This window comes from Paralteromonas sediminis (genome assembly GCF_003820355.1).
GTDB classification, from domain to species: Bacteria; Pseudomonadota; Gammaproteobacteria; order Enterobacterales; family Alteromonadaceae; genus Alteromonas_F; species Alteromonas_F sediminis.
In genome coordinates this window covers 421,670-442,407 of the sequence record NZ_RPOK01000003.1, presented here as the reverse complement: position 1 = coordinate 442,407, position 20,738 = coordinate 421,670, and the positions used below count along the sequence as shown (strand labels likewise).

Below are 20,738 nucleotides of genomic sequence, written 5' to 3'. Positions count from 1 at the left end.
ATGAAACTATATTCACTAATCAATACCTTACTGATAGTCCCTTTAATGACTTTCTCTGTGTTTGCAGGTGCTCAGTCGCACTTTGATACAAGTCTATTGGAAATACAGCATGATTGGGCGAAAGTAAACTATACCTTAAACGACAGCGACCAGATAAAAGGGTTTGAAAACTTGCTAAAGAATGCCAAGGCATTTGTCGAAGACTATCCAGACAGGGCTGAACCTCTTGTGTGGTATGGCATTATTGAGTCTAGTTATGCGGGTGCTAAGGGTGGTATTGGCGCTCTATCAAATGCCAAGGAGGCCAAAAAAGCACTAGAGAAAGCACTTAAAATCGATGAATTGGTATTGGAAGGTTCAGCCTACACTAGCTTGGGTATTCTTTATCACAAAGTACCTGGATGGCCTATCTCCTTTGGCGATGATGACGATGCGCGTCTGCTTCTAGAAAAAGCAATAAGCGTAAACCCTACTGGTATAGACTCCAATTACTTTTACGGGGAATTCCTATTTGATGAGCGTGAATATGACAAGGCCAAAGTGCACCTCACACGAGCATTAAATGCGCCACCTCGGCCAACAAGAAAACTTGCTGATGAATCAAGGCGTGCCGAAATAAACGCATTGATGCTAAAGTTAGATGAGAAGCTTAGTAAGAAAAAAACATAATGAAAATTCTTCTTGTTGAAGACGACACCCCACTTGCTCAAGGACTAAAACAGTCCCTAAAGCGCGAAAAACATGTGGTTGACTGGGTGTCGTCGGGCAATAAAGCCATAGCAAGCGTATATCCTGAAGAGACTGACATGGTGATTCTCGACTTAGGATTACCTGACATAGACGGTATTCAGGTTCTAAAAAGTATAAAATCTCGCTATCCGCAGATTCCAGTGCTCATTCTTACAGCTCGTGGCGGTATCGAGAGCAAAGTAGAGGGTTTAGATCTTGGTGCAGACGACTATTTACCCAAACCGTTTAATATGGAAGAGCTATTTGCTCGCATGCGCGTTATTGAAAGAAGGCTAGGAACGGGGGCAACATCAGTCATTGAGGTGGGTGAAGTTGTTTTGGACACCAAAGCTAACCTCATTTTTTCTAACGGCACAGAAATAAAGCTATCGAGTAAAGAATATATGATTGCACGTACTCTGATAGAAAATGCAGGACGAATTCAGTCCAAGGCTAACCTAGAGAGTAAGCTGTATGAATGGGGAGAAGAGGTAAGCAGTAATACCATTGAAGTACATGTGCATAATATGCGAAAGAAACTCCCTAAAGGCTTTGTGCAAACGGTCAGAGGCGTCGGCTACATTGTGAGAAAACCTGAGTGTCGATAAAGAAGCAGCTGATAAGCCTTATCATATCGTCCGTTATTTTAGCCATATTTTTTGCTGCGTTGCATGGTTATCGCAATAGCCTCAAGCAACTTGAAAGTGTATTTGATAAAGAATTAAAAAGCGTAGCGCATGTGATATTTAACCTTGCTTCATCAACGCAAAACATGCCAATAAAAACGCAAAGTGACATACTTTTTCAGGTGACCCGGGGCGGAAAACTAGAAAGCGCCAGTCACAATGCACCATCGGAGAGCATAGGTGGCTCTTCAAATGGCCTAGGGATTGTCACCTTTTATGGTCAGCGTTGGCGAACCTATACAAAATCTGAAGATGGCGTCTCTGTTACGGTCGCACAACCAATGACATCACGTCTGAAATCTGCTGAAGACATATTGTTAGTCACTATCTTACCCATGGTCGTTGTTGTTCCTATTATAGGCTTACTTATTTACTACATTATTCAAACGAGTCTTAGCGGACTGTTTAAGTTGTCCAGACAACTCAGAATAAGAAACTCACAGGATCTAAGTGAAATTAACATTGGCCCTGTAGCCAGTGAATTAGCCCCAGTTATTGACCGGATGAATAACTTGTTAACGCGACTTGCTTCCGCGTTTGAACGTGAAAAACAAATAAGTGCCAATGCTGCCCATGAGTTGAGAACGCCAATCAGTGTTTTGAGTTTGACTGCTCATAATATTGAACAGGAGTTTCGCAATGGCAGTCTGGGGACAAACCTGATCGACGAACTAAAGAACAATATTCAACGTCAAGCACATGTTATTGAGCAAATTATTGCACTGTATAGATATAACCCAGAACAGTTTAATCAATCGTTAGATACGGTTGATATTACACAGGTTTTGCAGGACGTGATCAGCAACAAATTTGAGCAGATTGATGCAAATAGGCAGACTATAGAGCTGAAAGGTGACACAGAAATAGTTCGGGGTGATTACTTTGCTCTGTACACGCTATTTGAAAATATCATAAGCAATTCAATCAAATACAGTGGTAGCGGAACTCACATCCTCGTGCAAACCCATCTCCACGAACAGCAATTTCAAGTGAGCATTGAAGACTCCGGTGTTGGTATTACAGAGGCTGAAATAACCCGTATATTTGAACGTTTTTATCGAACACACAATAACAACATGCAAACGAAAGGTTCTGGGCTTGGGCTATCTATTGCAAAACACATCGTTGATTTACATGGTGGAAGCATACAGTGCACTCAAGCTGCGTTAGGTGGTTTGAAGACAATCGTTGTCTTACCACTTGCAAGGAAATAAGCCGTGGCCAATCAACTCAAACAATTTCATTTAGTCGGCATACTATTTGTTGTTTTGTCGTTAACGAATGCTGTTAAGGCTGCAGAGACAAAAACGTACCATTTGGTGTTGGAAAACCATGTGTTTTTTCCTTCAGAGGTCACTATACCTGCAAACCAAAAAGTAAAACTCATCATAACTAACAAAGATGCTTCCCCAGAAGAGTTTGACAGTTTTGACCTCAACCGAGAAAGGGTGGTGTTTGCGGGTAAACAGGCAAAGATATTTATTGGGCCTTTGCCTCCAGGTAAGTATGAGTTTTTTGGTGAGTTCCATCCTGAATCTGCCAGAGGCATTGTGATTGTGAAAGAGGTAACTCAATGATTTCAAATACAGTCGTTGTGTTGCTAAGAGACATGCTGCCCTTATTTATACTCATAGCTTACTTGTCATCTATTGGTGTTATGCAGTCTTTAGACAAAAAGTGGCTGAAGCTAACGCTATTCGCGGCGGTGACGTCGGTAGTAGCGTTTTACTTTAATTTTGAGTTAATAGCAGAAAGCTTTGAAGGCAGAGGATATGAAATTGTCTCCTCTCTCATTCTATGCCTCTTTTTTATTTGCTGTGCCAGCGTATCCATTTTCAGTGGCATGCTCCCGAGTACGTATCAAAAGTGGTTATTAGCTGTTGGCATTGTGTTGTTGGTAACATTAAAAGCCACTGAATTCATGGTCTACTTTGGCGTATTTATCCAACAAAGCGGTGACTTAATCAGTATTTGTTTAGGCTTTCTGATGGGTATTTCAATATGCATCAGTTTTCACCTGTTGTACCGCTTTTTTCTAACAGAGTTGATAGCACACAATAAAATCAAAACTGTTTATATGCTGTGGTTTGCTTTCATCACTGGACAAATTGTACAGATACCTGAGCGATTATCTCAAGTAGACATAATTGATCTCGGTAAGCCTTTGTTCAATCTGAGCGAATTTGTTAGGGACAGCTCTGAATATGGCCATGTACTCAATGCTCTGTTGGGTTATGAATCGTCACCAACGACAACGTTTATTGGCGCGTACCTATGCAGCTTTTTCCTTTTGCTTGTTATCTCTGGTGCAGCAGCACGGAATGCAGGCTTGCCGATTTCGCAATATTTTTCGGGAGAGAGTAAATGAAATATTTGCTACTTTTCATTAACTTACTGGCCTGCATGATAGCAAGGGCAGATGGCATGGTAGTCGATAAAGTCTATCACCCATACGTGACAGCAAATGAGCGAGAATTTGAATGGCGCTTGATGACCAGTCAAACCGATAATAGTAATTTACTTACTCAGAGGTTTGGCTACGGACATGCTGTTTTAGAAAATGTTGCGTTAGAAATTTATGCGATTGGCACACGCGATGAAAACAATAATTTTGAGTTGTCGGCATTTGAAGTTGAGTCCCGATGGATGTTAACGCAACAAGGAGAGTTTTGGGCCGATTGGGGGCTTGTATTAGAATTTGAAAAGCAAAAGGCCCAAGACAACTTCGAAGCATCTGCGGGCATTTTATTCGAAAAAGAGTTTGGCCGAACCAGCCTGACTATGAACTTGTTTGCCATTCGAGAATGGGGAGAATCCTTAGACAGTGAGTGGGAGTCAGAATTTAGGCTTCAATATCGATATCGGTATTTGCCAGAGATCCAGCCATCTATTGAAATTTATGCCGGAGAAGACTTTATAGGTATAGGGCCGGGTTTTATGGGCGTTTATCGCATCGATCGACAAGAGCAAATTAAATGGGACGCAGGTTTTATTACTGAGGTCGCGCACTCTGGAAAAAACCATACTTTCCGATTTGCCATCGAGTATGAGTTCTAGCAAAAAACAAAAACTTCAGCTTAGCGCTGGTTCAATTCTCTTTTGAATTGTCTTTGGTAGCGTTTAGTCAATTGGGCGCTCCTCACCTGATCTTTCACCAATGCTAAAAGGGGAGACGCGTTTAACGATGCTGGTTTATCCCGGCTGACACGCCTCAAGTTTTGTTTTACCAAAGCCATTGTCGCCAGCCCCGCGAGTGTTTTGTCTTTCCAGGTTACCACGGGTATATAACCGACTAGGTGCGGATCATCCTCCCAACGACGAGGCAAGTCTGGTGTAGAGGCCAAAGCGCTTGCTAAACCCACTAAATCTACACCACTTTCAATGACCTTATTGGCAACCGGCAATCTGCGTATTCCTCCAGTTGTCATAATGGGCATTTTTGCTGTTTTGGCAATATTTTCTGCAAATTCCAAAAAGTAGGCTTCGCGTGCTAGTGTGCGACCATCTGCGGTTCTGCCCTGCATGGCGGGTGCTTCATAACTACCGCCTGATAACTCAACAAAATCCACATTAAGATTACCCAACATATTGATGACCGTGGCGGCGTCTTCAATGTCAAACCCGCCTCGTTGAAAATCTGCTGAATTTAGTTTTACCGCTACGGCAAAATCATCGCCACAGGCTGTGCGAATTCCGCGCACTATTTCAAGTAGCAATGCCGCGCGATGACTGAGTGTACCACCCCACTCATCTGTACGTTTATTGGTGAGTGGCGACAGAAACTGGGCGAGTAAATACCCATGAGCGGCGTGTACTTGAACACCGTCAAATCCGGCCTTTTTTGCTTGTTTGGCGGTGGTGATGAAACGTTCTATTAGGTCGTGTATTTCTTCTATCGTCATGGGTTTCGGACGAGAAAACAAGCCTGAATGTTTACCCATTTTTAGTGGCACATCTGAAGGGGACAAGACCTTTCCACCCATTTTCTTAAACACCTGACGCCCAGGATGGTTTATTTGCATAATTGCCAATGTATTGTTTTGCTTTGCTTTTTTTGCCAGTTCCTGAAAAGGTGCAAGATCTGTGTCGCGCTCCAGGGCTAAGCCTCCGGGGCCCGTCATTGCCAAATGGTCGATCATAACGTTACCGGTTAAAATCATCCCAACCCCGCCGCGTGCCCAAGCATGATATAGGGTGAATAACTGTTGTCCTGGCAACTGATTATCCTCTGCTAGATTTTCCTCCATGGCAGCTTTCACCAGTCGATTTTTCACTACTTTACCGCAAGGCAATGTGAAAGACTGGAAAGCCGCAGAGTCGTTAGCGCTGTTTGTCATGATGAAAATCCTATAGGAGCAATGAGTGTGAGCATTAATGCGTGCTACTGGAAACGCTGGGTGTTGTCCCTTTATAAACAATACCATCCTAGACGATGTCAGGGGAAAGATAGTGTCTACTAAAAATGGGACTGTGTCACAGGTAAGGAAAAAGCGAGCAAGCTAAGAAGCTTGCTCGTTGTAATAAAAAAGGAGGCTATAAATCGATAGGAACAAGTTTAAAGTTTTGCTTTCCATCGTCATTAAAGCCGTCTTGTGCCACAAAAAGGCCATTGGGGAAACCAGGAAGGCTCGTATTTGTAACATCAATTCCGTCGGTTTCTTGTGCGCCATCTACCTGTGTATTAGCAACCACCCTAAAGCGGGATTTAAACGTATAAGGAGGCGTTGCTTCATAGACGGCGAAGCTGTCGTTCCCCTGTGAAGAGGCGATAAGCAGAGGTGCTGAGGAATGAAATAATGTCAGCCCTTCAATGTCGGCAACGATACCGTTATTACTTCCCACTTTATCAATTAGAAGCGGTTGAGTGAGTTTGTCGGCTGCACCGTCAAATACCCAAATGCCGTACTCTTCCTCTCCCACAAAAAGTCGATTGCGCTTATCATCTGCAACGCAGCCTTCTAATTGAGAAGAAAGCTGATAGCTGTCAGTCATAACAAGGTCGAGTGACTGTTTTTGTTCACGTAATTCATATTGCTCAATCAAGCCCGTCTTGTATGTCACAAATGCAAAAAGCTTGTTGTTAAAGTGCGCGAGGCAAAAACCATAAGGTTCAGTATTCACTGTGAACTTGTCGATAAACTCGATGCCAGTTTCGTCGATGCGTATCCAGCCAACAGTATTGTCTGCACGATCAGAAAATGCGCCGACATCTATAGGCTTTCCGTTTAACGTCATGCCTTGCCTGATATCAACATTATTCGGCAGACCGTGTTGTAGGAATTGGATCTGCTCACCTTGTAAGTTATATACAGCTAATCCTGACTTTTTGTTGGTGCCAATTACAAAGCTTTTGGATTTATCTGTGGGATGCACCCAAATAGCTGGGTCGTCAGCTGCATCGCCACTTGTAGACACGGGTGTAGTTTCTACAGATGCATTGAGCGCGGTGACTGAGCTGGCGTCTTTGTATTGTAGCGCATCTCTATTTAACGACTCACATGCGGGTAGCATTGTGATGACAGAAGCAATTAACACGCTATGAATGATAAACTTTTTCATTTTAGAAATTTACCTCAACACCGAATCTGCCCGTCCATGAATAAGTTTCATATTGCAGAAGGCGGGGGCGACCGGGCCCTTTTTGGTATGCAACATAATCGGTATCGTTAATGTTTGCGAACTTAACAAATACCTGTATTTGTTCACTCACATCATAACTCGCGGTGACGTCCATTTTCGTTTGATCCTCCACCCATCTGTCTTCCAAGGCATCACCGCCGAGTTCATCCAGATAGTCGTCGCGGTATGAATAAGTAAAGCGGGTACTGAATGGGCCACTTTCGTAGCCCACAGTTGCGTTATAGGTAGTTTCGGATGTGGACGGAAGCACAATGGTTCTGTCTGATAAATCTGCTTCCGAGTCGGTATAGGTATAGTTAAAGACTAAAATTAGTCCTGATTCAAACGCTTGGTTATAGGCAAATTCAAAGCCGACTACCGTCGCCGTCTCACCGTTTTGCGGGATCACCGCCTCTTCAAATGCAACGCCGTTATAGACGCCATTGTAGGGGGCATCATCAGGCCCAAACTCTTGATCGACAATAAAGTTGTCAATGTCTTTGTAGAATATCCCGGCTTGCACCACCGCGCCTTCGTCGAAGTAATATTCCAAACTAATGTCTAGATTGTTGGCCTCATAGGGGGCTAAGTCTGGGTTACCAGCCTCAATCTCAAAATCTTCATTGGTTTCCAAAAACGGCGCAAGTTTGCCCAGTTTAGGGCGAACAATCGATTGATACACGCCGCCACGCAGCAATACGTCGTCTTGCAGTTCGTATTTAAACGCAACTGAAGGAAGCAAGTTGGAATAGTCTTTATCAAAACGTCGGCTTTCTACGGATTCTGAATCACTGTCTACATAGTTGCCACTAGATGCTGTATCTGTCTGCTCATATCTGAATCCCCCAATAACAAGGAATTTGTCAGTTTCATAACCCGCTTGAACAAACAGGGCTAGTACATCCTCTTCAACGATGAAATCATCCAATTGCGAGTCAACAATCAGGCGTTCTACATCACCAAAACTATTCAAATTTGCATTGTTAAATGCGCGAGTAGCAGCTAAATCCGGTAGTGGTCCCAGATCAAACAGGGTGTAAGTTTGCTGGCCAACAACTTGTGCGAGTGTGTATGTGTCAAAGTCGCTATATTCGACAATTTCAACATCAACCTCTTTGTCTTTTTGGCGATATTTACCGCCAAATTTGATTTCAAATTCTGCACCATTGTTGAAAACAAATTCCCTTTCTGCATCAAATTGAAGGGTAACTTCTTCTTCCTGAGCAGTTCCATCAACAAACTCAACTTTGTTTAACTCATAGATACTTGGGTCATTAAAATCAAAGTTTTCAGAGGTCACTGAGAACGGAGAAAACGTTAAGTCGCTGTAGTCAAAAGTAACGGCTAAATCGCCAGCTTCGTCGAAATCACGTCTGAAGCGAGTGGGATCTTGTGTTTTATATTCATTTTCTGATGCTTCGGCATAGCTGGCAGCATACTCAAATTCCCAACCGTTGTTTAGCTCTGTCTCCCCACCTACTTCAAACGTTTTGATGACCTGAGATTCAAATCGATCTTTTAAACCTCGACGAACAGAAATTTCACCGTCAGCAGAGTCAAAGGTAACCGTTTCACCAGAAAACGCGCTGGGGGCTTCATCCATTTCAAATACCAAGCGACGACGATTTTCGAAGTCATCAAACTTTGAATAAAGTGTGCGTAAAAATAACTCCGTTGTTTCCGAAGCGCTAAAATCAAGCGATAAGGAGATACCCGTGCGCTCGCGCTCAACGTCATAATCTCTATATTCAACCGCATCTGCGTACACTGTCCCACCGTCGGTCTGATCCCAGCCGTCCATTTCTAGGTTATCTGTGGCCGTCTTGCGTTCAGACACTTTAAATCCGCCCGCAATTGCTAGCTTGTCGGTGAGCTTCCGAGAAAAATCAATGCCGTATTCTGGTGAGTATTTTTCGTTGAGGTCGTTATAGCTGGCAATGGCTTGCACGTTAATGAAGTCTTCGCGATTGTTGCCACTTATCGTGTTGATGCGAACCGTTGCGCCTATGGTGTCTGCGTCCATTTCTGGGATCAGGGTTTTAATCACTTCAATTGACTCAACCAATTCAGAAGGAATGACATCCAGTGCCACCGCTCGTGTATCGCCCTCAGGCGCAGGTAGTCTAAGGCCATTCAAGGTTGCTGCATTCAGCTCAGGATCTAAACCGCGAACGGAAATAAACCGTCCCTCTCCCTGATCGTCTAGCACGTTAACGCCGGGCAAACGCCTTACAGCTTCTGCTACGTTTTGGTCAGGTAAATTACCAATAGTCGCGTTAGTGACTACGCTATTAACGGTATCTGCAGCACGCTGAGTTGCTATCGCACTTGTTAGCATGCCTCTTTGCCCAACTACCTTAATGACTTCGGCGTCGTCTTCTGTTTGAGACTCTTGTGCAATCAGCGGCATTGATAGACTAGCGACTGAAATAGCGAGAAGTGTTTTCTTAAACATCTGGTTTCCTTAACGTTTGCTTGCGCTTTTTTTAGATGCGGAACGCTAACGTCAAAAGATGAATGTTTAATTTCACTATTCTTTAGCTTTTGTGAACGTTTTAAGTCACTAAGTCAGTTTTGAATGATTGTTTACATGAGCAAGGCTAAAAACTGGCTTTGGCTTCGCTTTGATGTATACGCCAAACAAAGCCTGCGGCCAGACTATATGTGGTATCTCTTTCAAACAGCGGGCTGTTTTCATTGGCCGCACCACTGTGGTTTCTAACGGTACCACCTAAAAAGGCACGGATATTGTCAGATAACTGGAAAGAGAAGGCTACACTTAGTTCAGAGCCTAAGTATCCAGACCTGGCATCATATTCAGGCCGAATGTCAGTGACAAAGGCAGCATCAACTTGGTAGAAATAGTCATGCAAATCTTCTGACGCAAAGGTCGAAGACAATCGCACTGTCATGGCAGTGTTTTCACCCCAGTAACCTCGTTGTTGCCACTGCAACTCGGGTTCGAACAAGTAACCCTGATGCTCAAAGCTTCTAAAATCAGTGCTTATTACTGAACGTGCCTGCAATCGCAAATTTAGACGGCCCGTGGCGCCCTGGTTATTACGAGTTTGATGGACGAGATACACAACCTGAGGCCCTAATTCCAACAAATAATCGAGCTCTGGCATACCTGCTCGCGCAGAGTTTTCGTCGGTATCTGCGGCAAATGCACCGCCCACAGAAATATCTAGCTCCCAGCGATCATCTTCAGCAACAACGGCCCTAGCGCCACCACCGCCGCCGAGACGAAAAACGTCACCGCGATAGATAATATAAGGCGCAGCCAGAGCAATGAAGTTTCGCTCAGATGAAGCGGGATAGTTAGGCACTTCTCCTACCCCACCGCCCACGCCAAATTCCCACAATGGTTGGGTCTCATCAGCGGCTTCAAAACCTGTGATATTTCGATCAGGCGCGTTTTTGGGAGGGCTTGCAGCATGTGCACTGCCACACACTAGTAATAGACATCCTAGCTTTTGAATCACTTTGTGCATCTTCATTCCCTTGTATTCATTATTGTAGTGAGCTGTGGCTCATTATTTAGCCGGTACGGTACCGGCTCCCGGTCTTCTCGGATCAGACACACCGTAAAAGTAGCCGTTGTGATACATGATCGCTTGCACACTGCCCATGGTAGATGACATCTTAATTGACTGGCCATAAGACTCCAGTATCTTCAAGGTGTCAGGGCTAAACCCAGGCTCCATTTCGAGCCGATCGGGTAGCCATTGATGGTGGATTCTTGGTGCATGTATCGCCTGCGCAATACCCATATCATGGTCTATGATGTTCACTACGGTCTGTAGCACCGTTGTGATGATTCGGCTACCGCCAGGGCTTCCTAAGACAACATAAGGCTTATTGTCTTTCAATATCATAGTTGGCGTCATTGAGCTAAGTGGGCGTTTAGTTGGCTGAATCGCGTTGGCTTCTCCACCAATCAATCCAAAGCCATTTGGAACTCCTGGTTTGGAAGAAAAATCATCCATTTCATTGTTCATCAATATGCCGGTGCCAGGGATGACGACTCCTGAACCGTATGAAAAGTTGAGTGTGTAGGTGTTCGACACGGCGTTACCAAACTTATCCATTACAGAGAAATGCGTCGTGTCTGGACTTTCATACGGCGCTGGATTTCCCGGTTTAATTTGGCTTGATGGTGTTGCTTTATCAACACTGATCTTGTTGGTTAATTTCTTTGCATACGCTTTATCGGTTAACCCTTTAATGGGAACATCAAAGTGATCGGGGTCGCCCAAATATTCGCTTCTATCGGCATATGCCAGCTTCATCACTTCTGTCATTAAATGGATATTTCTAGCACTGCCAAATCCGTTTTCTTTAATGGGATAATGCTCCAACATGTTCAGCATTTGTGCGATGTGAACGCCGCCTGAGCTAGTGGGAGGCATAGAAACGATGTGATAACCTCGATAGTGAGTGCTAACTACTTCTCGTTCTGCGACCTTATAGTTAGCGAGATCGTCCAAGGTGATAAGGCCTCCCTTCGCTTTCATATCGTTTGCAATAAGCTCAGCAGTTTTACCTGTGTAAAATTCTTTTGGGCCATACTTAGCAAGGCGCTTCAGCGTATTTGCCAGATCAGACTGAACAAATGTTTCACCCACTTCATAGTTTGAACCGTCTTCTTTATAAAAGATGTCAGCGGTAGCTGGGTAAGCGGTAAGTCGCCCTCGTCTTTTCTTTAAGTTATCTGCTAGATCATAAGAAACCAGAATGCCCTCTTCCGCTAACCTTATCGCAGGCTTTACTACGTCTTCCCAGCTCATGGTGCCATACTTTTCCAACGCATAAGCAAGCCCTGCTACCGTGCCCGGCACGCCTGACGACAAATAGCTGAACCTCGCCTTTTGATTGTCTACATTACCCTCATCATCCAGAAACATATCGCGGGAAGCGGCACGAGGTGCCATTTCTCTGTAGTCAATCGCGATGGTTTCACCTGTTTCAGCCAGGTGTACCAGCATAAAGCCGCCACCTCCCAAGTTGCCTGCTCTGGGTAAGGTAACCGCCAGTGATATACCAGTTGCAACGGCTGCATCCACTGCATTGCCGCCTTTAGAGAGTATTTCCGCGCCAATTTGACTGGATAGCATGCGCTGGCTCGAGACCATGCCTTGTTTGCCAATGACAGGATGATGGATAGCGTCATATCGAATGATTGCTGAGTTGTCGTTGTCTTGATTTTGCGCAAAAAGCGACAGTGGTAGCAGGGAAAAAATGGTCGCGATAAGTATCGCCGTTCTAGTGCTTCTGGGCATGAATTGACTCTTTTTGTTCATCTATTGACCTTCCCCAAGCCGAACGCAACGCGGAGCGAGCAGCAGGCTTGAAGTAAAACTGACGTTTAGATTCAGGCTAACAAACTACGCACTAAATGTCTGCTAATCACGGTTTTCATGTGGCTCAGAAAGTCACTTTTACCGCTAAATCTGCGTGGTATTTCAGGTGAATTATTGATGTTTTTCTATTATTGTCTGATCCGTTGTTTACCACCCTATTTCAGAGACACGCATGATTAACGTAAATCCAGTGATAATTGAAAGCCTGATTTTATTTGCTTTTTGTGGACTCGGCGCCATAGTTTCCCGCGGCAAGGTTGATTGGAAGTGGATCGGCCTGGCAGTACTCACTTATGCTGCTCATAAGTTCATAACCTTTGCTGCAATGCACCCATTAATTATTGACCTACTTCCCGGTCGCTATAATTGGGAAGGAAAAATACTTGGCTCAGTCTTTGTGTTGGTCATTGGTTTACTTGTTTGTAAAGGGAACGCAGCAGCGTTTGGTTGGACACTAAAACAAAATGGCCCGGCAGTGAAAGCGGGTTATACCGTTGCCGCGTTTACCTTCATTGCAACAGCCATGTTTATGTACTGGTACTTTCCTGGTACTCAATCAGCACCCACTGCCGATTGGCTTTATCAAATGACTATGCCAAGCATAGACGAAGAACTTCTCTATAGGGGCGTAATGCTACTGATGTTAACACGCGCTTTTAAACCTTCTTTTACTTTGGTAGGCGCTCCATTTGGAATAGCCGTCATTATTTCGATTTTGATGTTTTATGCTACCCATATTGTGGGTGTGTCAGCCGATTGGACGGTTACAGTAAATTGGTTAAACATCATTTCATTGTTTTACGGAATGCTTTGGGTATACGTGCGAGTAGCCACGGGCAGTTTGCTGTTGCCAATATTGCTGCATTCTTGGGCAAATACCGCGAATTATATTTTATAAGGAAGGCTGTGAAGAGTATTCGGCGTCAATAAAGCTGTGCTAGTCTCGCCTCTCAGAGCAGTTCTACAGTCAAACGTAAGCAGTATCTCAGGAGTGTAGTTTGGAGCCAGATGGAATTTTAATATCAATTTTTCGCTACTTTTATAAAAAGAGAAAAGCGGGACCCTTAGAGCCAAAGAAACCTTTGGTTAAATGGCTTCCAAAATATGTCGTTCGCGTTCCGCTAGGGACAAAGGTTACCTCAAGTAGCAAACCTGTTGATGAATTAGAGAGTATGCTTGAAAGCTTTGGTTTTACATTCAAATATGCAACAAAAACCCAGCTCTATTTTACTAGAGGAAAAAGCTGGGGAGACTTTTCGATAAGCTTGATACGTATACACCTGATTTTCGACACGCCATTAGTTGAGAATACACTAATGACAATTGAAATGGCTGATATGTGTTTTGTCGATACAGGCGACCTATGGAAGCTTTCGACTGAATTATCAACATATTTCTCGGAACAAGCTGATTTGAATACCCTTCCCGCTAGCTGATACCTATTTTCGCGTTGCTTTTTTGCGAAAAATGGCAGTTAGCGGTCATTGGAATATGGCAGGTATTGGTAGGCTTAGAGCGAGTAGCGGATCGTCACCAGATCTGCTGAAGACAAGGAGCGGACATTTTACTTTCTGCTTCGCTACTTCAGGTTTGCGCCATTTAGAGATGTTCGAATAATTGCAGTTAGGTTGCTTACCTATTGACTAAGCAACCACCCATTGCATAATTTAAATTAAAGCTTTTTAGCAATAAAAAACTGATAACCAAACTCACCTAAATGAGACTTATAAAGGTTTACTTCATGTTGGATGTCACTTACAGCCTGTGAATTTCCCATCATACGTGTTACCTCATTTAATCGCTCTTGAAGTGGCTCGTAATAGTCTTTCCATGCTTGTTCTGAAACAGTAAATGTGTGTTCAAGTTCATAACCAGCTTTTTCAATTTGTGATTTACGAGTTTCAACAGTCTGTATGTCGGGATAGTCACTTTTCCAGTGGTTGATAGACTTCTTACTAGGCTTGTTTGTCAACCAAACTAAGTCACTAAATACAAGCACACCACCATCTTTTAATAAAGGTTTCCATTTGGAGAGTGCCTTCTCAATTCCCATTATGTATGCCGATGCTTCCGCCCAGATAACATCAAATTTATCTGTACCAAAATTTAGTTCCGTCATACTGACGCACTTTGTTTTAACTCTGTTATTCAAGTTATATAGCTTCAACTTGCGTTCCAACTTATCTAAGGCTAATTCCTCATTATCTGTTGCAACAATTTCAGCATTCGATAGCTTGGCAATAACTATGGTCGAGTTACCTTTACCACAACCAACTTCCAAAATTCTTTTAGGGTTCTGGTTGAGCAACTTAAACGCTTTGGTAGTGTCATATTCGCTGTTAGGCCCCCAAGACTCAAGCGTTTCGAAAACCTTCATAAAGTCTTGCATATAATTATCATGTTCGTTCATATCTTTTGATAACCAATTCAGTCTGAGGGCTTGCTTTTCATCAAACCCTTGAATTTTTAACCAGTCTATATGTGCATCAGGCGCTATTTCACTTAGCGTTTCATGCCACGGTTTACTTGATCGATTACCTAAGATTGAAGACAACAAAGCTAAAGATTTTTCCTTTTGCTTAATCTCATTTTCAAGCTCGTCATATCGCAAGCGAAGTACAGATTTATCTAACTTACTTTCAATACATGATTGGCATTCAGCTAAAGTAAGTCCAGCGCTTTGTAATTGCTGAATCAATCGGATTCGTTGCACATCTCTATCGCTATATACCCGATATCCATTTTCCAACCTTTTTCCATTGATTAAATTAATCTTTTCGTAATAAAGCAAAGCTGTTCTTGATAAACCGACTAATGAAGCCAGCTCAGAGATACGATACACATAAAACCCCATGCATTTAAAATGCGATATTTAATGTAAACTATAAAGCAGTAGACAGGTCAAGGCGTGATTTTATATTTTGAGGTAAAAGGTATTTCCTTTAAAGAAGATCACGAGCGAAGAAGATATAGCATGAACGTCTCCTGATCGCTCAATACGGAACCTGACCTACCTTATTGCCAACTTCCGCTTTACGTACATATGAGACACCTGCCTTCGCAGGTGTGACGATCTGCAAATGGCACAAAGTAGCACTCCAAAATCATAGAGTCTGTCTCTAATTCGGTCGGTAACACTTTGTCTCTGAGTGTCGTCAGGATTTCAGCTTTTCAGACTTTCAGTTTTTCAGTGACCTTTCCCCCGTAAACAGCACCAGTAAGTCAAGTGAAGTTTAAACTCGTGACCGGCCAGCATTATTCTTATACTCTATGCGTTTATCGGTTTTGCAATTACGACTGACCTGGAATTTGAAAGCAAGTTGGTGTTTGCAAACTACCTGATGCTTTTTGTTATCATGCCTTCCTTGTGCGGTTATGGATTGTGGCTGAGGAAAAAAACTGCAATAGCTGTCTCTTTGGTATTGTTTATTTTTATGAGCGTAAGACGTGTGGGCGAGGGAGCAATGCTCCTACATATTGCTCCCATTACTTTCTCCTTGCCCATTGGAGATTTTGCAAACGGCCAAGGTTATCTGATTGATGTTTTCGCCATCATTATGGTCATATACATAGGGTGGTTATTCAAAACTGTTTTTAAAAAATAGACACACCGACGATTGCTCTGAAACAATCTTATTCTGAATACACTCCGGTTTTGGTTCTGAGCAACGTTTAATTTTGGCATTCTGCAATGGCAAAAATACCAGAAATAAGGGTTGAGCTACTTTTAATGTCGGCAAAAATATTAGCCACCATATTAGCGGAGCTGAGCACGGCCTAATTATGAAGCTCGCTTGCCTGCATGGCGGCTAGATACCCAAGGCACTATTGTCTTGATGCTAGGTGCAGATTCAAGCTATCTTCGCGACACTTTGTTTCTAGTGCCTGTTGTTTGACAAACTTGCTCGCTAAAGTCCAAAAACAATTAGGCGCAACCAAGCCAATGTAATGCGGCGCATTAACAATCTGCACCATGCGAATGTCACCCGACGGCTTGAGCTGTTCAACATGTTTAATTGCACCTTTAACATGTGTTTTAGGACCCAAGGTGCCGTGCAACACCAGTGTCGGGGGGATATTGGTCGGTAGTTTCGCAAAGTAGATGTCTCGTTGATAAGTAGGCATACTGTTTCCTGCCAGTAGTTTTGGTAACGGACTGGTAAAGAGCAATGGTTTTTCTTCTTCGGTCACAGCCTCTTTGCTTAAATCAGTGCGCAAATTGTTTTCAGATGAAGATATCACCTGTACCAGCGGGATAGAGCTACCAAAATTTTTATATCCTTTATCAAACTTGCTGTAGAACTGTTGTAAATCATCAAGGGTTTGCTTAAGTAGCGACACATCGTTGTTAGCAAGCCCTTTCACCAGCGGAGAAATTCGCGTTCTTAAATGCGGCACATCTAACAGAGAACCCAGTACATTAGATAGGGGGGCTGATTGCAAACCGTCAGCATAGTCAGACAACATAGGCCTGGCATTTAAAAGTTCTGACAAAATCTGCCCGATTGGCTTATCTGTCTTACAAAGAGGATCGCTGTCGCAACTCTTCAGCAGTTGGTTACCGATATCATTAACAATAAAAGAGCGTTGACTTAATTCATAAGTCGTATCGTTTTGCAGCGGCACCAAGGAATCCAGGATAACTCCGTCAATCTGTCCTTGTGAAAATTGCAACAGTCTTAATATCAGCTGAGTACCGTAGGACACACCGTAAATATAGGTTTTTCCGCGCTCATTCATCGTATTAATCAGCAAGGCTAAATCTTTTGCTGCGTTACTAATAGTGAAAGACTGCACATATGACTGATTTGCAAACATATGGCCAAAGCAACTTCCCCATTCTTCACCAACCAGCGCTTTCCCACCTAAAGAATCACTGGATTCTTCAGGACATATACTCGAAGAAAAGCCTGTCCCCCGGTGGTCTGGTATCAAAATATCGAGAGTAGGAAAAGTACGTTGAAATACGTCGATATTGCTATAAAAGGACGCGCCTGATTCACCTGGACCGCCAGCAATCAGCCAAATGCTTCCTTGCCGTGTTTTACGCGCAGGAAATTTGCGTACAAATAACTCAATGGATGCCTGATTATCGGCCTCCAAATGATTAAGAGGTACATCTATTGTCGTGCACAACGAATGTTGAAGCTCCGGGTGTTGCTGGTTGTCCTCACACATAGCGAACACCGATGATGAATTTGCGTTTGCGTTTGAACAAATGCTAAACAGAGATAAATACAACAAATAAGCGAAAGGTTTTACAATTAATTGTGTCAATGTGAATAGTCCTTAATTAGTTCAATGAAGCCAAAAAGCTTCTGCCCCCCTCAACAGTCTGCTCTTTCGTCAGTAACAGTTACACCTTGCTCGATTTAACATTTCAGGTCGACAGGTCTTTAACTTTTTCAGGTGATGCTTTAAAAAACCGCACTGGCATTAACGCCACTTTTTGCGTTGTTGAACAGCCAATGTTTTCTGCCTATAACGAAGGGGTTGATGACACGCTCTGCCCGGTTGTAATCAATAGCAAGATTGCCATCATCGGCATAGCGGATCAGTTTGTGCCATTGATTAAGGCAGTAGCAAAGCATCAGACAGAATCACTCCATCTCATTCATGAGCTTATTACGATGTCGCAAAAATAGTTTAACTAGGTCGTAAGACACTTTGGCAAATTCCCAAAAGTCGTCTGTTTTGGCATTGATATTCACAGCAACTGCCATGTTGTATTGTGGAATAACCATCAACCAACTCTGTGCGCCTCGTGAAACACCTCCGTGATTGGCGTGAAATAGTGTACCAATGTCTTTGCCGAAGTCAGATTCTCTCACTCGCCAACCCAGTGCATAATTTTGTTCATTTACTTCGCCATTATTTAACGCTTGCGGCGTCCAGAACTGTTCGCGTGTTCGGGGGCTTATAAACTCTGAAGAATTAAAACCAATACCCAACCTAACTAAGTCCGATGAAGTGGAGATAAACCCGCCACCTGCCAGACGATGGCTGAGATCGACTTCACGCCATTCAGCTACTCGTCTTTCATCATAATCCGGGTGCCAATAGAATGTTACCAGGTCAGGAGTTTGAGTTTCGCGGAGTTCAACGGACGGCTCAGGTAATGTGTATTGCAAATCCAAAGGGTTTAACACTTGTGTTTGCATTAGCTGTTGATAGGGTTTGTTTGCTGCTTCTTGCATTACTGCGCTGAGCAATACTGTGCCTAAACTGGAATATTCGAAATTTTCGCCCGGTGCAAACAAGGTCTCGCTGGAATCGAATAGCGAGACACTATCAGCAACATTCTCGTAATGAGTATCGAGACTGATGATACGCACCATGCCTCGCCAGTCATCATTTTGATTGTAATGGGGAATGCCTGCGGTATGTGATGCCAGATGGCGAGGGGTGATATTCTGCCAGGCAGGATTGAGTTTCCCAATTTGGTAATCTGAGATTGGGGTATCCAGGTCGATGCTTCCCGCATCAACCATGCGGGCCAACAAACTTGCATTTAGCGCTTTGGAAGTGCTGCCAATCCGAAATAGAGAGCGGGTGCTCATGGGTTTGTCTTGAGCAATATCTGCCCAGCCGGAAGCGCCAGCCCAGACCAGTTGTCCGTCTATAGCTACCGCTGCGGAAATGCCGGGACTGTTGATGTTACTGCGATGGGTCGCAAGCATGGCTAAAGCAGTCTCAGCTGCTCCCGAGTACGACTTTACACTTAGGTGCTGTACTTGCGGTTCGTCATCAGGGATCTCAACGTAATCCTTGCCCAGCATCGGTACAACATGTCGGTGAGCATAAAACTCATAGAAGGGAGAAACCGAGCTACAACCTACCATAAAAACCGACAAAAACGTGACTGCGAAAAACTTCCTCATGTAATAACTCCAAAAAGATGTTAGGTATTTTGGAGCGAGAAATTACAGACTGCTTACTTGCGTTTCTAATCGATTTTAAAAAAGCCTGATCATTTTTGAAATTGCGCAGAAAAACTTTGCCGATACTGAGTTGGTGTCATGCCATTGAGTTCTTTGAAAGCACGATTAAAAGGAGCAATGGAGTTGTAACCCGCCTCTAACGCCAAAGTGAGGATTGGAGTATTTTTGTATTTAGGGTCTTTGAGCTTTTCACATACCAAAGGAATACGGTAGCTATTTAAAAACTGCGAAAAGTTTTCAAAGCCCATTTCCTGATTGATAAGTACACGCAGCTGATGAGTTGGTATTTGCATAGCATCAGCGAGCTTAGCGATAGTCATTCCATTTTGGGTAAAAAAGTCGTGTTGCATGGTGTTTACTAACTTTAAAACCAGCGGATGGTTAGAGGGTGCCTTTTTATCTTCTTGTAGTTTTGAGCGCTTTTCCTCTCTATGTAATGTCTGATTTAGGCTCTTGTAGGCAAACAATAGAGCCAGGAAAAAAATCAGCAATGCATTGCTCAAGCTAAATATCCAATGGTCTTTTAACGAGCGAAAGAATATTTCGACAATGGTCAGTAGTAGCATGTAAATACTAACAAGCGTAATTGTCACCTTTCTCACATCGCGGCGACTGGCGACTAGGTCATCATCGAAGTCACGTATCGCATCAACGACAATTGCAACCAGAATAACAAACCCCAAAACATCATGAACATCGCGGAAAACGCCTCGGCCTCTCTCGACAATGAAAAAGTACGTGATCCATATCAACCAGGGTATCAATAGCACTTTTGTCCAGCGTGGTAGTGCGCTTAACAATGAGTGATTGTGTATTTTATGCCAATAAACAGCGAGAAGGGCATAAACAGTACAGTTAGTAAGTAGTAATAGCGGCGGGCGCAACCAGCCGTAATGCTCATTTTCAATTGGCGCTGTCAGTAACACGTAAGCGATAACACAGCAGATAAGTGAAATAATCGCCGCTAGGTTCTGGCGATTACCAAAACGCATTGTGAAAGCAAAAAATAGTGCTAAAGCTCCTACGCTGGCAAAGCGGAAAAAGATATCAAGCATTTGAACGTTTGATAATACAATACTGCTGTTCATACAAATAGAACTAAGGCTACTTAAACTGATGGTAAGTTAGCAAAGTAGCACCGAAAAAAATAGATTGAGCTTACTTACAATGAGTTACCGTGAATTTAATATTCAATCGCTAACAAATGATCTTGTGTTCGTAGAGCAATAATTTGAAAAGCAAAACTCGAGGCAGGAACGATTACCCAGGAAAAATTCGATAATATCGAAAAAGAGGCAGCCAAAGGCTTTTATCTCAATCCAATATCTAAAACTGATATCGCAACGTCTAAAGATGGGTTTATTCTCAATTTTAAGGTTTCTGATCTTGCCCCGAACTAG

At 43.3% G+C, this 20,738-nt stretch carries 18 protein-coding genes and 1 pseudogene; 9 read left to right on the top strand and 10 right to left on the bottom strand.

What is annotated here, in order from left to right; genetic code table 11:
* The 6 genes from DRW07_RS11055 to DRW07_RS11030 are packed head-to-tail and all read left to right on the top strand — an operon-like array spanning position 1 to position 4,472.
* The gene (locus tag DRW07_RS11055; protein ID WP_124027972.1) at positions 1 to 669 is read left to right on the top strand and encodes a tetratricopeptide repeat protein; all 669 of its coding nucleotides are present in this window, start codon (positions 1 to 3) and stop codon (positions 667 to 669) included.
* The gene (locus tag DRW07_RS11050; protein ID WP_124027971.1) at positions 669 to 1,337 is read left to right on the top strand and encodes a response regulator; all 669 of its coding nucleotides are present in this window, start codon (positions 669 to 671) and stop codon (positions 1,335 to 1,337) included. Before DRW07_RS11055 ends, DRW07_RS11050 begins: the two co-directional genes overlap by 1 nt.
* Positions 1,328 to 2,629, top strand: a complete 1,302-nt coding sequence (locus DRW07_RS11045; RefSeq protein WP_124027970.1) for a sensor histidine kinase — start codon at positions 1,328 to 1,330, stop codon at positions 2,627 to 2,629. The genes DRW07_RS11050 and DRW07_RS11045 overlap by 10 nt, the downstream gene beginning before the upstream one ends.
* A 39-nt stretch (positions 2,630 to 2,668) precedes the next feature.
* A complete protein-coding gene (locus tag DRW07_RS11040) occupies positions 2,669 to 2,992 on the top strand; it encodes a cupredoxin domain-containing protein (protein WP_124028184.1) in 324 nt (107 codons plus the stop codon).
* The gene (locus tag DRW07_RS11035) at positions 2,989 to 3,783 is read left to right on the top strand and encodes a hypothetical protein (protein WP_124027969.1); all 795 of its coding nucleotides are present in this window, start codon (positions 2,989 to 2,991) and stop codon (positions 3,781 to 3,783) included. Before DRW07_RS11040 ends, DRW07_RS11035 begins: the two co-directional genes overlap by 4 nt.
* Positions 3,780 to 4,472, top strand: a complete 693-nt coding sequence (locus DRW07_RS11030) for a hypothetical protein (RefSeq protein WP_124027968.1) — start codon at positions 3,780 to 3,782, stop codon at positions 4,470 to 4,472. The genes DRW07_RS11035 and DRW07_RS11030 overlap by 4 nt, the downstream gene beginning before the upstream one ends.
* A gap of 20 nt (positions 4,473 to 4,492) precedes the next feature.
* Here DRW07_RS11030 and DRW07_RS11025 read toward each other — a convergent pair whose 3' ends face one another.
* From DRW07_RS11025 to ggt, 5 genes are all read right to left on the bottom strand, one after another.
* Positions 4,493 to 5,752 carry an NADH:flavin oxidoreductase/NADH oxidase family protein gene (locus DRW07_RS11025; protein ID WP_124027967.1) on the bottom strand — a complete coding sequence of 420 codons (1,260 nt, stop codon included), beginning with the start codon at positions 5,750 to 5,752 and terminating at the stop codon, positions 4,493 to 4,495.
* A 196-nt stretch (positions 5,753 to 5,948) separates the two neighbouring features.
* Positions 5,949 to 6,974, bottom strand: coding sequence for a phytase (locus DRW07_RS11020; protein ID WP_124027966.1), 1,026 nt, complete (start codon positions 6,972 to 6,974; stop codon positions 5,949 to 5,951).
* 1 nt (position 6,975) lies between these two features.
* Entirely contained in the window at positions 6,976 to 9,489 is a 2,514-nt protein-coding gene (locus DRW07_RS11015; protein ID WP_124027965.1) for a TonB-dependent receptor, read from the bottom strand.
* A gap of 145 nt (positions 9,490 to 9,634) precedes the next feature.
* Positions 9,635 to 10,528 carry a MipA/OmpV family protein gene (locus DRW07_RS11010; RefSeq protein WP_240630581.1) on the bottom strand — a complete coding sequence of 298 codons (894 nt, stop codon included), beginning with the start codon at positions 10,526 to 10,528 and terminating at the stop codon, positions 9,635 to 9,637.
* Between the two features lie 42 nt (positions 10,529 to 10,570).
* Entirely contained in the window at positions 10,571 to 12,316 is a 1,746-nt protein-coding gene (gene ggt / locus DRW07_RS11005) for a gamma-glutamyltransferase (protein ID WP_124027963.1), read from the bottom strand.
* Between the two features lie 253 nt (positions 12,317 to 12,569).
* Between ggt and DRW07_RS11000 the strand changes: the two genes are divergently transcribed.
* Positions 12,570 to 13,295, top strand: coding sequence for a CPBP family intramembrane glutamic endopeptidase (locus DRW07_RS11000; protein ID WP_124027962.1), 726 nt, complete (start codon positions 12,570 to 12,572; stop codon positions 13,293 to 13,295).
* Between the two features lie 100 nt (positions 13,296 to 13,395).
* Positions 13,396 to 13,833, top strand: a complete 438-nt coding sequence (locus DRW07_RS10995; protein ID WP_124027961.1) for a hypothetical protein — start codon at positions 13,396 to 13,398, stop codon at positions 13,831 to 13,833.
* Between the two features lie 236 nt (positions 13,834 to 14,069).
* Here the strand turns inward: DRW07_RS10995 and DRW07_RS10990 are convergent, their stop codons facing one another.
* On the bottom strand, positions 14,070 to 15,239 hold the full coding sequence (locus DRW07_RS10990) for a MerR family transcriptional regulator (protein WP_205665391.1): 1,170 nt from the start codon (positions 15,237 to 15,239) through the stop codon (positions 14,070 to 14,072).
* A 481-nt stretch (positions 15,240 to 15,720) separates the two neighbouring features.
* Between DRW07_RS10990 and DRW07_RS18335 the strand changes: the two genes are divergently transcribed.
* Positions 15,721 to 16,002 carry a hypothetical protein gene (locus DRW07_RS18335; protein ID WP_165870477.1) on the top strand — a complete coding sequence of 94 codons (282 nt, stop codon included), beginning with the start codon at positions 15,721 to 15,723 and terminating at the stop codon, positions 16,000 to 16,002.
* Positions 16,003 to 16,222: 220 nt separating this feature from the next.
* Here the strand turns inward: DRW07_RS18335 and DRW07_RS10985 are convergent, their stop codons facing one another.
* The 4 genes and pseudogenes from DRW07_RS10985 to DRW07_RS10970 all read right to left on the bottom strand — a co-directional run bounded on the left by DRW07_RS10985 (position 16,223) and on the right by DRW07_RS10970 (position 20,426).
* On the bottom strand, positions 16,223 to 17,575 hold the full coding sequence (locus tag DRW07_RS10985) for an alpha/beta fold hydrolase (RefSeq protein WP_124027959.1): 1,353 nt from the start codon (positions 17,573 to 17,575) through the stop codon (positions 16,223 to 16,225).
* A gap of 248 nt (positions 17,576 to 17,823) precedes the next feature.
* Positions 17,824 to 17,979, bottom strand: a pseudogene (locus DRW07_RS10980) (IS66 family transposase); the annotation flags it as partial.
* An 18-nt stretch (positions 17,980 to 17,997) separates the two neighbouring features.
* Entirely contained in the window at positions 17,998 to 19,278 is a 1,281-nt protein-coding gene (locus DRW07_RS10975; protein ID WP_124027958.1) for a serine hydrolase domain-containing protein, read from the bottom strand.
* Positions 19,279 to 19,367: 89 nt separating this feature from the next.
* Positions 19,368 to 20,426 (bottom strand): helix-turn-helix domain-containing protein, encoded by a 1,059-nt coding sequence (locus DRW07_RS10970; RefSeq protein ID WP_124027957.1) that lies wholly within the window; start codon positions 20,424 to 20,426, stop codon positions 19,368 to 19,370.
* Between the last annotated feature and the right edge of the window lie 312 nt (positions 20,427 to 20,738).

What these genes read in the sequence shown, in the direction of transcription:
- DRW07_RS11055 (WP_124027972.1), top strand. Translation starts at nt 1, where the DNA reads ATGAAACTATATTCACTAATCAATACCTTACTGATAGTCCCTTTAATG.
- DRW07_RS11050 (WP_124027971.1), top strand. Translation starts at nt 669, where the DNA reads ATGAAAATTCTTCTTGTTGAAGACGACACCCCACTTGCTCAAGGACTA.
- DRW07_RS11035 (WP_124027969.1), top strand. Translation starts at nt 2,989, where the DNA reads ATGATTTCAAATACAGTCGTTGTGTTGCTAAGAGACATGCTGCCCTTA.
- DRW07_RS11030 (WP_124027968.1), top strand. Translation starts at nt 3,780, where the DNA reads ATGAAATATTTGCTACTTTTCATTAACTTACTGGCCTGCATGATAGCA.
- DRW07_RS11025 (WP_124027967.1), bottom strand. Translation starts at nt 5,752, where the DNA reads ATGACAAACAGCGCTAACGACTCTGCGGCTTTCCAGTCTTTCACATTG.
- DRW07_RS11020 (WP_124027966.1), bottom strand. Translation starts at nt 6,974, where the DNA reads ATGAAAAAGTTTATCATTCATAGCGTGTTAATTGCTTCTGTCATCACA.
- DRW07_RS11015 (WP_124027965.1), bottom strand. Translation starts at nt 9,489, where the DNA reads ATGTTTAAGAAAACACTTCTCGCTATTTCAGTCGCTAGTCTATCAATG.
- DRW07_RS11010 (WP_240630581.1), bottom strand. Translation starts at nt 10,528, where the DNA reads ATGCACAAAGTGATTCAAAAGCTAGGATGTCTATTACTAGTGTGTGGC.
- ggt (WP_124027963.1), bottom strand. Translation starts at nt 12,316, where the DNA reads ATGCCCAGAAGCACTAGAACGGCGATACTTATCGCGACCATTTTTTCC.
- DRW07_RS11000 (WP_124027962.1), top strand. Translation starts at nt 12,570, where the DNA reads ATGATTAACGTAAATCCAGTGATAATTGAAAGCCTGATTTTATTTGCT.
- DRW07_RS10985 (WP_124027959.1), bottom strand. Translation starts at nt 17,575, where the DNA reads ATGTGTGAGGACAACCAGCAACACCCGGAGCTTCAACATTCGTTGTGC.
- DRW07_RS10975 (WP_124027958.1), bottom strand. Translation starts at nt 19,278, where the DNA reads ATGAGGAAGTTTTTCGCAGTCACGTTTTTGTCGGTTTTTATGGTAGGT.
- DRW07_RS10970 (WP_124027957.1), bottom strand. Translation starts at nt 20,426, where the DNA reads ATGAACAGCAGTATTGTATTATCAAACGTTCAAATGCTTGATATCTTT.